Genomic DNA, 16,914 nt, shown 5'->3' with positions numbered 1-16,914 from the left:
CCACCGCCCCCGCTGCCCCGCATCTCCAAGTACGCCGTGGTCGGGGTGCTGGCGATCATCGTCGGCTTCGTGCTCTTCCTCAACCCGAGGCTGCTGCCGGCGGATACGTCGGTGGTGACACTGCTCGGCTTCGTCGGCATCCTCGCCGGTTTCGTCACGTTGGTCTGGCGGTTGCGGCCCGGCGACGAGGAGGACCGCGACCCGGACGACGGGGCCGTGGTCTGAGCCGGCGCCCCCGGTCACGCTCCGCTCCGCCCGAATCGCGGGACGCCACGGGTCCCGGCGAGGGCGTAACAGGGGTGTAACTTACAGTCAGTAGGAATACGGCTGTACGGCACTTCCCCACCGGCTGCCCGATTTGTTCCTCTCCTCCCGGGCGGTCGACCCGGCTGCGGAGCGGATCCCCGATGCGACAGAGTTCCCTCGTGGTGGTGGCCAACCGGCTGCCCATCGACGACAGCGTGGCCCCCGACGGCGCCTGCGAGTGGCGCCGCAGCCCCGGCGGGCTGGTCAGCGCCCTGCACCCGCTGCTTCGACACACCCCGGCGACCTGGGTCGGCTGGGCCGGTGGCACCGGCCCGGCGCCCAGCTACCCGGACGTGGACGGCGTCCGCCTACACACCGTCCCACTCACCGCCGAAGACCTGCGCGACCACTACGAGGGCTTCGCCAACGCGACCCTCTGGCCGCTCTACCACGACGCGGTCGAGCAGCCCGAATACCATCGGCGCTGGTGGGAGGCGTACCAGCGGGTCAACCAGCGGTTCGCCGAGGCGGCCGCGACGGTGGCCGAGCCGGGCGCCCTGGTCTGGGTGCAGGACTACCACCTGCAACTGGTCCCCGGCCTGCTCCGCGCGCTCCGCCCCGACCTGCGCATCGGCTTCTTCCTGCACGTGCCGTTCCCGCCGCCGGAGCTGTTCATGCAGTTGCCCCGCCGGGCCGAACTGCTGCGCGGAATGATCGGCGCCGACCTGATCGGCTTCCAGCGCGCCCAGGCCGCGCACAACTTCGCCCAGCTCGTCGCCAAGGTGCTCGGCCTGCCGGCGACCGACCGGCGGATCGACGTCGACGACCGGAAGGTGCGGGTCGGCGCGTACCCGGTGTCGATCGACACCGTCGAGATGGCCGCGCTGGCCGGTCGCCCCGAGGTGACCGCCCGGGCCCGGCGGCTGCGACACGACCTGGGCGACCCGGAGCACGTGATCCTCAGCGTCGACCGGATGGACTACACCAAGGGCATCGAGCAGCGGCTCAAGGCGTACAGCGAGCTGCTGGCCAGCGGCGACGTGAAGGTCCGCGACACCGTGCTGGTGCAGGTCGCGATGCCCAGCCGGGAACGGGTCGGCCAGTACCAGATTCTGCGCGAACGGATCGAACGCGAGGTGGGGCGGATCAACGGCGAGTTCGGCCGGGTCGGCGAACCGGCGATCCACTACCTCACCCAGCCCTTCGACCGCACCGAACTGGCCGCCCTCTACCGGGTCGCCGACGTGATGGCGGTGACGCCACTGCGGGACGGGATGAACCTCGTCGCCAAGGAGTACGTCGCCGCCCGGGTCGACGACACCGGGGCGCTGCTGCTCAGCGAATTCGCCGGCGCGGCAGCCGAGCTGGAGCAGGCGTACCTGGTCAACCCGCACGACCTGGAGGGGCTCAAGCAGATGCTGCTCGCGGCCCTGCGCGCCAACCCGGGCGACACCCGCGAGCGGATGCGCGCCATGCGCGGGCACCTGCACCGCCACGACATCCGGGCCTGGGCCCGCTCCTACCTCAGCGCCCTGGACGAGACCGGTTCGCTGGTACGCCGGCTCGGCACCCCCGGCTGAGCCGTCCTCACACCCGCTGCGGCTCCTTCACCAGCCAGTCGCAGATCGCGTCGATCGGTTCCCGCCACCGGGCGTCGAGCATCAGGTCGTGCCCCATGCCGGGAAAGAGCAACGGAGCCGAGCCGTACCGGCCGGCGGCCCGCTCCAGGGCGGCCGGCGGCACCACCCGGTCGTCGGGGCTGCCCACCACCAGCACCGGCGGCCGGCCCACCGCCGGCTCCGCCGGCCGGCCGGACAGCAGCTGCCACTGGGCCCGCCGGCCGGCCCGGCCCAGCCGCGCGACGTGCCGGCGAGCCTCGGCCTCGGGCAACTCGCGGCTGAACAACTGCCGACGGTGCAGTCGCAACGGACCACCGAACAACGCGGGCAGCGTACCGGCCGGGTTGCGGCGCAGCGCCACGCCGGCCGTGGACCAGCCGCCCAGCACCGGCGCGACCAGCACCGCCGCCCGGGCCGGGTAGCGGGCCAGGGCGTGGGTCACCACCAGCGCCCCGGCGCCGTGCCCCACCAGCACCGCCTGCCGCGGCAGGCTCGCGGCCACCTGAACCACATCATGGGTGTACGCCCGCAGCGTCGCCTCCGGCGCCGGGTCGCTGCCGCCGTGCCCGCGCAGGCTCATCGCGTACGCGGAAAAACCGCGCGACGCGGCGTGCTCCAGCCAGTGCTCGGCGAACGCCCAGGCCCCGTGCCCGAAGCCCGGCACGAAGAGCAGCGGCGGTCGCCCCTCGTCCAGTTCCGGGGTGACCCCCCGCACCTCACGCCGGACCGGGCGGACCGGCCGGGCCCACTCCCGCCCGCGCAGGACACGCACCCGTTCGTTGCTCACGCTCACCGAGCCTGCCTTCCGTTCGCGACTGCCCGACTCCGCTGCGCTGCGTTCCTCACGCTCACCGGGCCCCCAGTTCGTCGAGGGCGCGCTGCACCGCGCGCAGGTATGGCACGTGCCGAACCTCGAACCAGTGCCGGCTGCTGTCCGTGACCTTTCCCGCGTAGCGCTCGCCCGCGCCGGCCGTGGCCCGGGCGGTGAAGGCGGCCGCCCGGTCCGGCCGGGCCAGGCGGGCCTGGAGCAGCCGGGCGAACACGACGGTCTGCCAGTGCGTCAGGGTGAACACGCCGGAGTCCGGTTGCAGCAGCCCGGCCACCGCGAGAGTGGGCTGGTTGGGCGGGAAGGCGTGCAGCCAGAGGCGGGGACGACCCGAGCCGTCGCCGTCACCGAGCAGCCCCGGGTCGAGGAACTCGAAGCGGGGCAGGTATCCGGTGGCGAAGACGACCAGCTCCGGCTCGATCTCCCGGCCGTCGGTGAGGGTGACCCCACCACCGTGGAACCGGGCCACGTCGGGCACCGGAGCGATCTGCCCGTGGCTGACGTGGTGGACCAGCTGGCTGTTCGCGATCGGGTGCGCCTCATAGATCCGGTGGTCGGGCCTGGGCAGACCCAACCGGGTCGGGTCACCGACGGTGAGCCGCAGCATCCGGTGGTAGAGCCACTGCCGTAGCCGCAGCGGCAGCCGCAGGCTCAGCAGCAGGTCGTTGACCTGGTCGACGGGGCGACCCAGCAGGTACTTCGGGGCATACCAGTAGCCACGCCGGGTGGAGTGCCAGCAGCAGGACGCCTGCTGTGCGGCCTCGACGGCGATGTCGCAGCCGGTGTTGCCGGCACCGACCACCAGCACCCGCTTGCCGCGCAACTGGGCCGGGTCCTTGTAGGACGAGGCGTGCATCACCTCGCCCCGGAACTCCTCCAGCCCGTCGTAGCGGGGCAGCTTCGGTGACCAGTTGTGCCCGTTGGCGACGACGACGGCGGCATAGCGCAAGGTGCGTTCCGGGCCGTACCCGCCGGTGCTGCGGGTGGTGACGTCCCAACGGTCGCCGTCGACCGGCTCGACCCGGACCACCTCCGTGCCGAACCAGATGTGCCGGCGAAGGTCGAAGTGGTCGGTGTAGCGCTCCAGGTAGGACAGCAGCTGGTGGTGGTGCGGGTAGTCCGGCCAGGAGTCCGGCATCGGGAAGTCCGGGAACTGGGTGAGCGGCCGCGACGAGACCAGGTGGGTGCTGGCGTACACCGGGCTGCGGTCGTGCCGCCAGTTCCACGCCCCGCCGACGCCGGTCTCCCGCTCGTAGCAGTCGACGCCGAAGCCGTGCTCGACGAGGTTCTTGATGGCGGTGAGGCCGCTGGCGCCGGCGCCGATCACGCAGACCGTGTCACCTCGGTCGGAGACCGGGCGGCCGTCCCGGCTCAGGTCGAGCGTGCTGGTCTCCGGATCGGGCCGGCCGTGCGCGGTGGAGGGGGGCACCGGAACATCTCCTTATGTGCGGCACGAACGCCGGTTCGACGGGCATCCTCCCCGCACCCGCGGGGGTTGTCCAGCCCGGCGCACCGGGGCGAAAGGATCGTGGGCGCGGTGTGCCCCGGTGCCCACGGGGTGGGCCGACGCCGCCGGCCTCGGCGCGGCGCGGGGCCGCGGGGCCGGTCGGCGCCGCTTCCGGGCAGGTCAACCGGCCACCGGCAGGAGCAGGTCGGCCAGGACCGGGAAGTGGTCGCTGGCCCGCCGGGTCTGCGGCGTGTCGACCACGTCGTACCCGACCACGGTCACCCGGGGGTCGACGAAGAGCGCGTCGATGCGCCGGCGCGGGTCGGTACACGGGTAGGTGTGTCGGTCGGCGGCGCACGCGGCGACCGCCGCGTCGGTCAGCCCCTCCCCCACCGTCCGCCAGGTCACCGAGTCCGGGCCGTCGTTGAGGTCCGCGCCGAGGACCACCGGCAGCGTCTCGGCGGCCAGGTCCCGCCGGAGCAGGGCGGCCTGGCCGGGCCGCTCCGCCGGGTCGGTGGACAGGTGCGAGCCGGCCAGCAGGAAGTCCGCCGGACCGACCCGGCACCGGGCGTACGCGGCACCGCGCAGGTGCCGCCCGGGGGTGAGCGGGAAACGCCGGCACCGGCTGCCGAGCACCCGGACCCGGAGGCTGGTCAGCAGCAGGTTGCCCAGCGAGGGCAGGCCACCGGCCGCCACCACCAGCCCGAACGACTCGGCCAGCGCGGCGCTGCGCTGCCGCCAACGGAACCGGCGGGGACCCTCCTGCACGACCACCACGTCGGGCGCGACCGCCCGGACCACGGCGGCCAGGGCGGCGGTGTCGTCACGCTGGCTGTGGACGTTGTAGGACACCACCCGCAGCGGCACTCCGCCCCGCTGGTCGGCGCCGGTCACAGCCGGCGGGCGAGATCGGCGGCGCCGATGACACCGGCGCTGTTGCCCAGCTCGGCGGGGCGTACCTCGGCGACCGGCAGCCGGCTGCGCTGGGCCAGCGCGTCGGTGAAGGACCGCCGGGCCGGGCCGAGCAGCAGGTCGCCGGCCTCGATCACGCCGCCGCCGACCACCAGCACCTGCGGGTCGAGGATCTGGGCCATGTCGGCGAGACTGGTGCCGAGCCAGCGGCCGATCTGGGCGAACGCCTCGGTCGAGACCGGGTCGCCGGCCCGTGCGGCGGCGGTCACCATCGGGCCGGTGACTCCCTCGGCGTCGCCGGCGGCCAACTCCAGCAGGCCGGTGGCGCGCTGCGGCTCCTGCCGGGCACCGGCCCGGGCGAACCGGACCAGCGCGCTGCCGCTGGCGTACTGCTCGATGCAGCCGAGCCGGCCGCAGCCGCACTGGTGCCCGTCGGGCACGGTGAGCATGTGCCCCAGCTCGGCGGCGATGCCGTTGGCACCTCGGACCAGCTCGCCGCCGAGCACGATGCCGCCGCCGACACCGGTGCCGATGGTGAACATGACCATGGAGTCCTCGGCGTCGCGGCCCGCGCCGTAGCGGAACTCGGCCCAGGCCGCGACGTTGGCGTCGTTCTCCACGATCACCGGCAGGCCGGTGGCGGCGCTGACGTAGTCCCGCAGCGGCTCGTCCCGCCAGGCCAGGTTGGGGGCGAAGAGCACGGTGGAGCGGGAGGCGTCGATCCACCCGGCCGCGCCGATCCCGACGGCGTGGACGTCGTGCCGGGCCGCCAGTTCGGTGACCACCTCGGTGATGACGTCACGGGTCTTGCCGACGTCCTCCGCGGGGGTGTCCCGTCGGGTGTGCACCAGAACCCGGCCGGTGTCGTCCACGACACCGCCGGCCACCTTCGTGCCACCGACGTCGACTCCGATGGTCAGCGTCACCGCTGCCACTCCCCTCTACTGTGCTGCCCGACCTCGGCCGGACGGCCGTACGTCGTCGGGTGTCGGGTGTTCAGGCCCGGTCGTCCGATGCGCCCTCGTCCGTACCGGGCGGTACCCGCGAGGCGGGCACCACCGGACGGTCGGTCGTCGGCCGGACCGGGGCCGGCGCGGCCGGCCCGACGTCGTCGGCGGGCGGGGCGGCGGGAGCCGGCACGACCGCTTCGGTCGCCCGGGTGGCGGCGGACCAGACGTCGCGCTCCGGCGCCGACGCAGAATCATGCCCGGTACGGGTGGCCTCGCGCCACACGTGGTCGGCGTCCGGTTCGGCCCCGGCGCCCGACGCGGTGCCGGTGGGCGTCCGCCCGGTGGCTTCCCCGTTACCGGCCGACGCGAACGCCCGCAGCAGGCTGGCGACGCCGGCGGCGAAGTCACCGGCGCCGGTGGCGAGGCGTTCGGCGAACTCCGGACTCGGGTCCCGCAACGCGGCTATGCCCCGGCAGACCGGGCAGACACAGCATTCCGGCGCTCCGGTGGCGAATCCCCCGGCCCCGCTGTCGCCGCCCGACGGTCGGGACGGGTTGGCGTTGTGACCGAGGACACCGGAGAGCATCCCGCCGAGCGGGCCCCACGCGGCGGCACCGGGACCGGCGGTGGCCAGACGCGCCGTGGCGAGCAGGGTGGCGACCAGCCGCTCGGCCTCCTCCCGGGCTGAGCCCGGATCCGTACCCCCCATGACCGGCTCCTCTACCGTGCCGCGGGCCGGCGCGTCACTGTGCCGCACCGGTTTCCTCTACCCGGCGCTTGAGCTGCTTCAACGCCGTATCCATGATCATTTTCTCGGCCTTGCGACGGAACATGCCGAGCATGCCCACCGACAGTTCCACCTCGAGTGTGTACGTCACCGTGCAGGTGCCGTCGGGGTTGCCCACGATGTCGTACGACCCGCGCTGCGCCTTCTGCATCCGCGACGGCGCCACCAGATGCCACTCGATGCGGGACAGGTCCTCGGCGTACTCGTAGGCCAGCACGTACTCGTCGGCCAGCACGCCGGCGTCGAGGCTGAACCGGACCTGGCTGGCGTAGCCGTCCTCGTACTCCTCGATCACCTCCGCCCGGCGTACCGCCTCGGTCCATTCCGGGTAACTCGGGAAGTCGCAGATGATCGCCGCCACCTGATCCGGTGACGCGCCGATGGTGATCGACTGGGTGGAGGAGTCCGCCATGGGGGGAGGCTACCCGCAGCCACCCGTGGCTCCGTCGCTCCACCCCACCACGTCGCCGGGGAACGGCCGCGGGCAGGCCGGGCCGCCACTTGCACCCCGGCGGTGCGGGCGTCTGACCGGCCCGACGGCAACCTCCCTGGCCCGCCCGTGCAGGGGTGCGGGTAGGTTTCGTCAGAGCCGATCCGCCGTGGCGGCCGGCCCGGACAGTCCGAGCGCGAGGGAGTGCAGGTGCGCGAGTTCTCCGTTCCGCCGATCGTCACCATCGGCGACGCGGCCAACCTGACCGACCCGGTCTGGGACAACGCGACGGCCGCTCCGGACACGGTGCAGTTCGTCCGTCCCGCGCCGGCCGGCGCCGGCCGGGTCGACGTGACCTGCCGCGAGTTCCGCGACGAGGTGATCGCGGTGGGCCGGGGCCTGGTCGGGGCCGGAATCAACCCCGGCGACCGGGTGGCGTTGATGAGCCGCACCCGGTACGAGTGGACCCTGCTGGACTACGCCATCTGGGCGGCCGGTGCGGTGACCGTGCCGATCTACGAGACCTCCAGCGCCGAGCAGGCCGCCTGGATCCTCGCCGACTCGGGCGCGGTCGCGCTGGTGGTGGAGTCGGACGCGCACGCCGACCTCGTCACCGGCATCCGGGAGCGGCTGCCCGAGCTGCGCCACGTCTGGCAGTTCGAGCGGGGCGGGGTGGACGATATCGTGGCGCTGGGCGCACCGGTCGACCCGGCCGAGGTCGAGCGGCGACGCAAGGCGGTCCGCGCCGGCGACCTCGCCACCATCATCTACACCAGCGGCACCACCGGCCGCCCCAAGGGCTGCGTACTGACCCACCGCAACATGTACGCCGACGTCGCCAACGCGGTGCCGGTGCTGCCGAACCTCTTCGGCCCCGGCGCGTCGACCCTGCTGTTCCTACCGCTGGCGCACGCCTTCGCCCGGCTCATCCAGATCGGCGTGGTGCAGGCCCGGGTCACCATGGCGCACTGCGCCGACACCAGGAACCTGGTCGCCGAACTGCAGGATTTCCGGCCGACCTTCGTGCTCTCCGTGCCCCGGGTCTTCGAGAAGGTCTACAACGGGGCCCGGCAGAAGGCCGAGGCGGAGGGGAAGGGCGCGATCTTCGACCGGGCCGAGCGGGTCGCCATCGCCTACAGCGAGGCGCTGGAGACCCCCGGCGGGCCGGGTCTGGCGCTGCGACTCCAGCACGCGGTCTTCGACAAGCTGGTCTACGGCAAGCTGCGGGCCGCGCTCGGCGGCCGGTGCCGCAACGCCATCTCCGGCGGGGCGCCGCTCGGCGCCCGGCTCGGGCACTTCTTCCGGGGCATCGGGGTGACCGTCTGCGAGGGTTACGGCCTCACCGAGACCTCCCCCGCCGCCAGCGCGAACCTGCCCGGCGCCACCAGGATCGGCACCGTGGGCCGCCCGCTGCCCGGGGTGACCGTCCGGATCGCCGACGACGGCGAGATCCTGATCGCCGGTGACCTGATCTTCCAGGGCTACTGGAGGAACGAGGCGGCCACGGCGGACGCCCTCACCACCGACGGCTGGTTCCGCACCGGCGACCTCGGCGAGCTCGACAGCGACGGCTTCCTCAGCATCACCGGCCGCAAGAAGGAGATCATCGTGACCGCGGGCGGCAAGAACGTCGCCCCGGCCGTGCTGGAGGACCAGGTCCGGGCGCACCACCTGGTCAGCCAGTGCCTGGTGGTCGGTGACCGGCAGCCGTTCATCGCCGCCCTGGTCACCATCGACGAGGAGGCGCTGCCCAAGTGGCTCGCCGCGCACGACCTGCCGGCGGACACGCCGGTGGCCCGGCTGTGCGAGGACGAGAAAATGCGCGCGGAGATCCAGCGCGCGGTCGACCAGGCCAACCGGTCGGTGTCCAAGGCCGAGGCGATCAAGGTGTTCCGGATCCTGCCCCGGGACTTCACCGAGGCGACCGGGGAGCTGACCCCGTCGCTCAAGGTCAAGCGCCAGGTCGTGCACAAGGTGTACGAGTCCGAGATCCTCGACATCTACCGGGTCTGACTACGATCCGTCACGTGTCCACATCCACACCTGTCCGGCCCCCCACCCGGGTCATCGCCGCCGCCGCGCGCGTGGTGATGCTGGTCCTCGTCGCCGTCCTGACCCTGGTCGCCACCGGCGACGCCGCCCAGCTGTGGTGGATCGTCCTGCTCGCGTTCGCCGGGCTACCCGGCCTGCTCGCCCCCGAGCACCGGCTGCTCGGTCCGCTGAGCCGGGTGACCGAGGCGGTGGTGCTCGGGCTGGCGGCCAGCCAGGTCGCCGTCGATTCGGCGATCGGCGGGTCGGTGCGCGGGCTCGGGGCCTCCGCGGTGCTGCCCTACCTCGCGGTGCCGGTGACGGTGACCGCGCTGCGCCGCCGGTTCCGCGAGGGTGGGGCGCTGCTCGGGGTCACCGCGGTCACCCTGCTGGTCGCCGGCGCGATCACGCAGGTGGACGGCGGCCGGCAGCTCGGCCAGCCCGGCTACCTCGCGGTCTGCGCGCAGTGGCTGATCCTGGCCACGCTCGGGCTCTGGGCCGCGGGCGCGTTGCACCAGGTGATGCGCGTCCGCGGCGACGGCAAACCCCAGCCGTACGCGGAGGCGACCCGGCTGCTCACCCAGTTGCGTACGGTGGCCCGCCAGCTGCCCGGGGCCACCCTGGACCCGGGCGGCATCGCCGAGCACCTGCTGGAGGAGCTGCGCACGGTGGCGCCGAGCGCCCGGGCGGCGGTGCTGTCGGCCAGCGGCGGCGGCCGGCTGGTGGTCCTCGCCCAGACGGGGGCGGACCGGGTGGACTGGGAGACCACCCTCGACGCGGACTCGGCCATCGCCGACGCCTGGGCCAGCCAGCAGCCGCAGACGGCGGCCCGCTCGCAGGCCCGGTCGCATCACGGCGGTGGAGTGTCGGCGCTGATCGTGCCGCTGGTCGCCGGGGTCCGTACGGTCGGCCTGGTGGTGCTGGAGGCGGACGCGGCGCAGGCGTACCCGCCGCCGGTGGTGTCCCGGGTGACCGCGCTGACCGGCCCGGCCGCGCTGCGGTTGGAGGCGGCGCTGCTCTTCGACGAGGTGCGGTCGCTGGCCACCAACGAGGAGCGGCAGCGGCTGGCCCGGGAGATCCACGACGGGGTGGCCCAGGAACTGGTGATGGTCGGCTACGGCATCGACAACGCCCTGGCCACCGTGCACGACGACGCCGAGGAGACCGCCGAGAGCCTGCGGGCGCTGCGCCACGAGGTCACCCGGGTCATCACCGAGTTGCGGCTGAGCCTGTTCGAGCTGCGCAGTGAGGTGGACCGGCACGGCGGGCTGGCCGCCGCGATCGCCGAGTACGCCCGCACCGTCGGCGCCTCCGGCGGGCTGCGGGTGCACCTGTCGCTGGACGAGTCCACCGCCCGACTCCCCGCCGCGACCGAGGCGGAGCTGCTGCGGATCGCGCAGGAGGCGGTGACCAACGCCCGCAAGCACGCCGGTGCCTCGAACCTCTGGGTCACCTGTGAGGTGGACCCCCCGTACGCGCAGATCGAAGTGTCGGATGACGGTCACGGCATCGGTGACCAGCGGGTCGAGGGGCACTACGGTCTTGCGATCATGGCCGAGAGGGCGGAACGTATCCGAGGCCGGTTGGAGATCAGGCCGCGGCAACCCAGCGGGACGACCGTGGCGGTGGTGGTCGGTTCGTCGCCCCGGCGCGATAACCTGCGTGGCAGCGCAGCAGCAGAAGGGGAGTAACCCGAGGATGACCACAAGCCCGACACCGGCGACCCGTACCAAGGTCCTCCTTGTCGACGACCACGACCTGATCCGCAAGGGTCTCCGGCACGCCTTCGAACGCGACCGGCAGTTCGAGGTCGTCGGCGAGGCCGCCACGGCCGCCGAGGGCGTACGCCAGGCCGGCGCGCTGCAACCGGACGTTGTGATCATGGATCTGCGGCTTCCCGACGGCAGCGGCCTGGAGGCCACCCGGGCGCTGCGCAAGTCCAGCGCATCGATGGGTATCGTCGTGCTCACCATGTACGCCGGCGACGACCAGCTCTTCGGCGCCCTGGAGGCCGGAGCGAGCGCGTTCGTGCCGAAGACCGCGCCCGCCGACGAGGTGGTCGCCGCCGCCCGGCACGCCGCCTCCTCTCCCAGCGCCTTCACCGCCGCCGACCTGGCCGAGGCGATGAAGCGCCGGCTGGCCCCGTCCGGCCCCCAGTTGTCTCCGCGGGAGGGGCAGGTGCTGCGGCTGCTCGCCGACGGCATGAGCGTGGCCGGCATCGCCAAGCAGCTCTTCGTCAGCGAGTCGACCGCCAAGACGCACATCTCCAAGCTCTACGAGAAGCTCGGCGCCGCTAACCGGGCCCAGGCGCTGATGACCGCGCTGCGGCTCGGCCTGCTCGAAGCGCCCGACGCCCCGAAGTTCTAACACCGGCCCGGGTTCTCGCGCGGGTCGCGCCGAGGCGCGGGTCGCCGTTTGCTGCAAGTGGTGGTGTCCCCGAGGCGGGGACACCACCACTTGGTGCCTGTGAGGCGAGCGGACAACCGCAATGCGGTGGGTAAGTGTCCGGTAACGCAACGATCGCGCTCTTTGCACCCGGCCACCTGGGGGGCAGAATACCCGAGTGGCGCACGCGGGCGACACGTTCGCATCTGTCAACAAAGGGGTAGAGGATGCAGCGGCCGGTCTGGGCACCCGAGGACATCGACACCGAGCGTCCCAGCGTCGCCCGGATGTACGACTACTATCTCGGGGGCTCGCACAACTTCGCCGTCGACCGGGCCGCGGCCCGGGCCATGATGGAGGCCGTGCCGGAGGCGCCGCTGATGGCGCAGGCGAACCGGGCGTTCCTGCGCCGCGTGGTGCACTACCTGATCGACCAGGGCGTACGTCAGTTCCTCGACATCGGCTCCGGTATCCCCACCGTCGGCAACGTGCACGAGATCGCCCAACGGGCCGCGCCGGACGCCCGGGTGGTCTACGTCGACGTGGACCCGGTGGCGGTGGCGCACAGCCGGGAGATCCTGGCCGGCGACGAGCGGGCCACCGTGATCCAGGAGGACCTACGGCACCCCGACCGGATCCTGGCCCATCCCGAGGTACGCCGGTTGCTCGACTTCTCCCAGCCGGTCGCCGTGCTCGTGGTGGCGGTGCTGCACTTCGTCTCCGACGACGATCGCCCCGGCGACCAGCTACGGACCCTGCGCGACGCGCTGGCCCCGGGCAGCCACCTGGTCCTGTCGCAGGCCAGCGACGAGGGCCGCGACGAGACGCAGCGGGCCGAGGCCGAGCAGGTCTACCGCCGCACCGACAACCCGCTGTGGGTACGCGGCCGAGCCGAGATGACCGCCTTCTTCGACGGCTTCGAGCTGGTCGAACCCGGAGTGGTCTGGGTGCCGCAGTGGCGTCCGGAGACTGCCGAGAGCGCCGAGAACGCCGAGCAGGCGGTGTTCCTGGGCGGGGTAGGGCGGCTCGGTGGATGAGCCGGCGGACGGCCGGCGCCGCCCCGGGGCGTTCGCCCGCGCCTGGGCCAAAGCGGTCGCCGGCACCAGCTACCTGCCGATGACGCACGCCCAGTTGGAGGCGCTGCTGCAGCGGCTCACCGACGAGTTGGCCGAGGCGCTGCGCACGGAGCCGCTCGATGTGCGTGCCGGCTACCGGGTGGGCGGCGAACTGGTCGCCGCGCACATCGCCTCCGCCGAGGGGCTCGGTCGGACCGTGGAGGTGCTTCAGCTGCGACTCGTCCGCGACCTGGGGCTGGTCGCCGACGACCTCGACGACCGGATGGCCCGGCTGCTGGCGGCCGTGGCCACCGGGTACGCCCGGGCGCTGCGCGACCGGACGCTGGACGAGCAGGAGTCGATCCGGCGGGCCAACCTGGCCGCTCGCGCCGAGGCGGAACGGGCACTGCGGGCCAGCGAGGCCCGGTTCCGGCACCAGGCCACCCACGACCCGTTGACCGACCTGCCCAACCGCAAGCTGTTCGCGGACCGGCTCGCCGCGGCGGTGTACGAACCGCAGCGGAAGGACCACCGCATCGGGCTCTGCTTTCTCGACGTGGACCGCTTCAAGCGGGTCAACGACTCCTACGGTCACCAGGCCGGCGACCGGGTGCTCATCGCGATGGCGCACCGGCTGCGCCGGGCCGTCGAGGACCATCTCGTCGCCCGGCTCGGCGGGGACGCGTTCGTCATCCTCGTGAAATGCTGCACGGGCACCGGAGACGTGGTCGCCGTCGCCGAGGCGGCGCTGGCCGCCCTGGCCGAACCGACGGTCGTCGACGGCCACGAGGTGACCCTGACGGCCAGCGTCGGCATCGTGGAACGGCAGGTGGCCGGCGCGTCCCCGGACGAGCTGATGCGGGCCGCGGACAGCACCCTGCACTGGGCGAAGGCGGCCGGGGGTGCACGCTGGGAGCTGTACGACGCCGAGCGCGACGGCCGGGAGCTGGCCCGGCAGGCGCTCAGCGCGGCCATTCCCGCCGGCCTGGAGCGCGGCGAGTTCTACCTCGACTACCAGCCGCTGACGTCGCTGCACGACGGGAGCCTGCTCGGTGTCGAGGCGCTGGTGCGCTGGCGCCACCCGCAGCTCGGGGTGCTGCGCCCGGACCGCTTCATCGGGTTGGCCGAGGAGACCGGGCTGATCGTGCCGCTGGGGGCCTGGGTACTCGCCGAGGCGTGCCGGGAGGCGGGTAGTTGGACGAGCGCGACCGGTGACCTGCCGTTCGTCAGCGTCAACCTCGCCGTACGTCAGGTCCACCGGCCCGGGCTGGTGCAGGAGGTCAGCGGGGTGCTACGGCGAAGCGGCCTGCCGCCACGGCGGCTCCAACTGGAGATCACCGAGAGCACCATGATGAACACCGCCGAGGAACCGGTGCTGGCGCTGCGCGCCCTGGCCGACCTCGGCGTACGCATCGCCATCGACGACTTCGGCACCGGCTACTCGAACCTGGCGTACCTGCGCGACCTGCCGGTGACCGGGTTGAAGGTGGCCGGAGAGTTCGTCCGCGGGCTGCGCACCCCGGGAGCCCACGCCGACGAACGGATCCTCGCCTCGCTGGTCTCCCTGGCGCACGCCCTGGACCTGACCGTCACCGCCGAGGGGGTGGAGACCGGCGGGCAGGCCGAGCGGCTACGCGCGATCGGCTGCGACGCCGGTCAGGGCTGGCACTTCGGCCGCCCCGCCCCCGCCGAGCGGTTCCTGGCCAACCTCCGCTGACACCGCCGGACGCGCCGCGCCGCCGACCCGCGCCCGCGGATCGCGGTCAGCCGGCGAGCAGGTCCGCCATCCGCTCGGCCTGCGTCTCCCACCGCCACTCCTTCTCCACCCAGGCCCGGCCGGCCGCACCGAACTGGCGGGCCAGATCCCGGTCGGCGAGCAGCGTGGCGACCCGGTCGGCGAGCTGCGCCACGTCCCGGCCGCGCACCACGTACCCGGTCTCCCCCTCGCGGACCGCGTCGGGTGCGCCGCCCGAGTCCCCGGCCACCACCGGCAGGCCGGTCGCGGACGCCTCCAGGTAGACGATGCCGAGCCCCTCCACATCCAACCCCCGGTTGCGGGTACGGCAGGGCATCGCGTACACGTCGCCGGCCGCGTAGTGGGCGGGCAGCTCCGCCGTCGGCACCGAGCCGGTGAACACGACGTCCCGCTCCACGCCGGCCTGGCGGGCCAGCTTCTCCAACGTCGCCCGGTACGGGCCACCGCCCACGATGAGCAGCGCCGCGTCGGGCACCCGACGGCGGATCTCCGGCAGCGCCCGGATCAGCATGTCCTGACCCTTCCGCGGCACCAGGCGGGACACGCAGACCACCACCGGTCGGTCGGCCAGCCCCAGCCGGACCCGCACCGGCTCGCCGTCCACCGCCGGGTGATAGGTGTCGACGTCCACGCCGGGGGCGAGCCGCCGCAGGGTGGTCACCCCGTGCAGCGGCTTCTCCAGGCGTACCCGGGTGTAGTCGCCGAGGTAGGTGACCACGTCGGCGCCCCGACCGATGTGGCGCAGCGCGGCCCGGGCGGCCGGCAGCGCGGCCCAGCCGACCTCGTGGCCGTGGGTCAGCGCCACCACGCGGCGCACGCCGGCCCGGCGGCGCAGCCCGGCGGCGAGCAGGCCCAGCGGCGCGGCGGCGCCGAACCAGACCCGGTCGCAGGCGTACTCGCGGGCCAGCCGGGCCGCACGGCGGGCGATCAGCGGGGTGGGCAGCAGCACCCGGGTACGCTCCCGGACCACCGGGAAGGGCTGCTCGGCGTCGAAGGTGGCCGTGCCGCGCCAACTGGAGGCGTACACCACGACCGAGTCGGCGGGCTGACGCACGGCCAACTGGTGCACGAAGGACTGGATGCCGCCGGGGCGGGGCGGGAAGTCGTTCGTGATCAGCAACGTCCGACTCATCCGCCGGCCTTCCTGGCGTAGGCGCGGGCAGCGGCGATCCGCTCCACGGTGGACGGGTGCGACGCCGACCAGAGGTACTCCCAGCGCGGCGGGTCGGGATCGGCCAGATTCACCCCGGCCAGCCGGCGCTGCATCGCCTCGAAGGTGACCGGGTCGCCGGTGAGCGCCAGCGCGTGCGCGTCGGCCCGCGCCTCGACCCGGCGGGAGATCAGCGCCTGGGCCGGCGCGGCGACCAGACCGGCCACCGTCACCAGGGCGATCAGCAGCGGAAACGCCCGGGGCTCGGCGACCGACTCCACTCCGGCCAGTCGGGTCAACGGCGGCCAGGAGCCGAGCAGGTAGAGGGCCACCACGGCGGCGGCGGCGCCGAGCGCGCCGGTGAGGGTGCCGACCGCCACGTCCCGCTGCCGGGCGTGGCCCAACTCGTGCGCCACGACGCTGGTCACCTCGGCGGGAGTCGCCTCACGCAGCAGGGTGTCGTAGACCACCACCCGCCGGGTCGGCCCGAGCCCCGACACGTACGCGTTGACCGCCTTCGTCCGTCGGGAGGCGTCGGCGACGAGGACGTCACGCACCGGTACGCCGTCGCGGGCGGCCATCGCCATCAGCTCGGTCCGCAGCGGGCCCTGCTCCATCGGGGTGAACCGGTTGAAGACCGGCTCCACCAGCACCGGCAACACGAACGACAGCAGCACCACCAGACCGGCCGCGCCGGCGGCACCGAACGCCCACCACCAGCGGGGTGCGAGCCGGGTCACGGTGTAGAACCCCAGCAGCGCGACCGCGCCGATGACCGCGCTGACCGCGTACGACTTGAGCAGGTCGACGGCCCAGCCGCTCCAGCCGTAGGTGCTCAGGCCGTAGCGGGTGAGCACCGACTGCCGCCAGGCGGCGAAGGGCAGGGTGATCAGGTCGGCGACGAGCACGACGGCGAGGCCGCCGAGCACGGCCCGGGCGATCCAGTGGTCGCCGAAGGGCCGGCCGGCCAGCTCGACCAGGCGGGCGCCGAGCGGGGTGAGCCCCAGCAGCAGCGCCACCAGCAGCCCGACCAGCAGCGCGCCGTACGAGCCGGGGCGCAACGCGGCGCGGAACTCCCGGGCCCGGGCGACCTGGTCGGCGGGGAGTTCACGTAGCGCGGAGAGTTGGTCGGCGCGGGGCGCCGGCGGGCGATGCCACGGCACCAGCAGGGCGCTGGCCACCAGCAGGGCCAGCACCAGGGCGGCGAGGGTCAACACGGCCCAGCCACGCGGAGTCATGCCGGCCTCCGGCCGTGTCCCGGCCCTCCGGTTTCGCGCCGTCCCCGTCTCATGCCGCCGCTCCTCCCGCCGTGAGCGCCCATCC

Annotated in this window: 14 protein-coding genes and 1 pseudogene; 7 read left to right on the top strand and 8 right to left on the bottom strand. The window is 73.8% G+C overall.

Translation table 11 applies throughout. From position 1 onward, the window contains the following. Together E1166_RS11570 and E1166_RS11565 are read left to right on the top strand one after the other, a co-directional pair. Window positions 1-225 (top strand): annotated as a pseudogene (locus E1166_RS11570) (DUF308 domain-containing protein); the annotation flags it as partial. Between the two features lie 182 nt (window positions 226-407). Beyond that, entirely contained in the window at window positions 408-1,826 is a 1,419-nt protein-coding gene (locus E1166_RS11565; protein ID WP_132338325.1) for a trehalose-6-phosphate synthase, read from the top strand. A gap of 7 nt (window positions 1,827-1,833) precedes the next feature. Here E1166_RS11565 and E1166_RS11560 read toward each other — a convergent pair whose 3' ends face one another. From E1166_RS11560 to E1166_RS11535, 6 genes are all read right to left on the bottom strand, one after another. Further along, a complete protein-coding gene (locus tag E1166_RS11560; protein ID WP_132338323.1) occupies window positions 1,834-2,658 on the bottom strand; it encodes an alpha/beta fold hydrolase in 825 nt (274 codons plus the stop codon). 55 nt (window positions 2,659-2,713) lie between these two features. Next, on the bottom strand, window positions 2,714-4,120 hold the full coding sequence (locus E1166_RS11555) for an NAD(P)-binding domain-containing protein (RefSeq protein ID WP_132338321.1): 1,407 nt from the start codon (window positions 4,118-4,120) through the stop codon (window positions 2,714-2,716). Window positions 4,121-4,318: 198 nt separating this feature from the next. After that, entirely contained in the window at window positions 4,319-5,032 is a 714-nt protein-coding gene (locus tag E1166_RS11550; RefSeq protein ID WP_132263083.1) for an endonuclease/exonuclease/phosphatase family protein, read from the bottom strand. Further along, window positions 5,029-5,976: an ROK family glucokinase gene (locus E1166_RS11545; protein ID WP_132263080.1), complete on the bottom strand. Its 948-nt coding sequence runs from the start codon at window positions 5,974-5,976 to the stop codon at window positions 5,029-5,031. The genes E1166_RS11550 and E1166_RS11545 overlap by 4 nt, the downstream gene beginning before the upstream one ends. A gap of 70 nt (window positions 5,977-6,046) precedes the next feature. Continuing rightward, window positions 6,047-6,709, bottom strand: coding sequence for a hypothetical protein (locus E1166_RS11540; RefSeq protein ID WP_132338319.1), 663 nt, complete (start codon window positions 6,707-6,709; stop codon window positions 6,047-6,049). Between the two features lie 34 nt (window positions 6,710-6,743). Beyond that, complete coding sequence (locus tag E1166_RS11535) at window positions 6,744-7,199, bottom strand: SRPBCC family protein (RefSeq protein WP_132338317.1); 456 nt, start codon at window positions 7,197-7,199, stop codon at window positions 6,744-6,746. Window positions 7,200-7,427: 228 nt separating this feature from the next. Here E1166_RS11535 and E1166_RS11530 point away from each other — a divergent pair, with 228 nt between their 5' ends. The 5 genes from E1166_RS11530 (at window position 7,428) to E1166_RS11510 (ending at window position 14,402) form a co-directional block, all read left to right on the top strand. Continuing rightward, entirely contained in the window at window positions 7,428-9,230 is a 1,803-nt protein-coding gene (locus tag E1166_RS11530) for a long-chain fatty acid--CoA ligase (protein WP_132338315.1), read from the top strand. A 77-nt stretch (window positions 9,231-9,307) separates the two neighbouring features. Beyond that, entirely contained in the window at window positions 9,308-10,936 is a 1,629-nt protein-coding gene (locus E1166_RS11525) for a GAF domain-containing sensor histidine kinase (protein WP_207914165.1), read from the top strand. 7 nt (window positions 10,937-10,943) lie between these two features. After that, window positions 10,944-11,612: a response regulator transcription factor gene (locus tag E1166_RS11520; protein WP_007072219.1), complete on the top strand. Its 669-nt coding sequence runs from the start codon at window positions 10,944-10,946 to the stop codon at window positions 11,610-11,612. A gap of 245 nt (window positions 11,613-11,857) precedes the next feature. Continuing rightward, window positions 11,858-12,667 carry an SAM-dependent methyltransferase gene (locus E1166_RS11515; RefSeq protein ID WP_132338311.1) on the top strand — a complete coding sequence of 270 codons (810 nt, stop codon included), beginning with the start codon at window positions 11,858-11,860 and terminating at the stop codon, window positions 12,665-12,667. Between the two features lie 79 nt (window positions 12,668-12,746). After that, the gene (locus tag E1166_RS11510) at window positions 12,747-14,402 is read left to right on the top strand and encodes a bifunctional diguanylate cyclase/phosphodiesterase (RefSeq protein ID WP_132338334.1); all 1,656 of its coding nucleotides are present in this window, start codon (window positions 12,747-12,749) and stop codon (window positions 14,400-14,402) included. 46 nt (window positions 14,403-14,448) lie between these two features. Here the strand turns inward: E1166_RS11510 and E1166_RS11505 are convergent, their stop codons facing one another. Both E1166_RS11505 and E1166_RS11500 read right to left on the bottom strand, forming a co-directional pair. Further along, window positions 14,449-15,573: a glycosyltransferase family 4 protein gene (locus E1166_RS11505; protein WP_132338309.1), complete on the bottom strand. Its 1,125-nt coding sequence runs from the start codon at window positions 15,571-15,573 to the stop codon at window positions 14,449-14,451. Then, entirely contained in the window at window positions 15,570-16,829 is a 1,260-nt protein-coding gene (locus tag E1166_RS11500) for a M48 family metallopeptidase (RefSeq protein WP_132338307.1), read from the bottom strand. Before E1166_RS11500 ends, E1166_RS11505 begins: the two co-directional genes overlap by 4 nt. Window positions 16,830-16,914 lie beyond the last annotated feature (85 nt).

Source organism: Micromonospora sp. KC213 (genome assembly GCF_004348325.1).
In the GTDB taxonomy this organism is placed as follows: Bacteria; Actinomycetota; Actinomycetes; order Mycobacteriales; family Micromonosporaceae; genus Micromonospora.
This window is presented reverse-complemented; position numbering and strand designations above follow the sequence as displayed.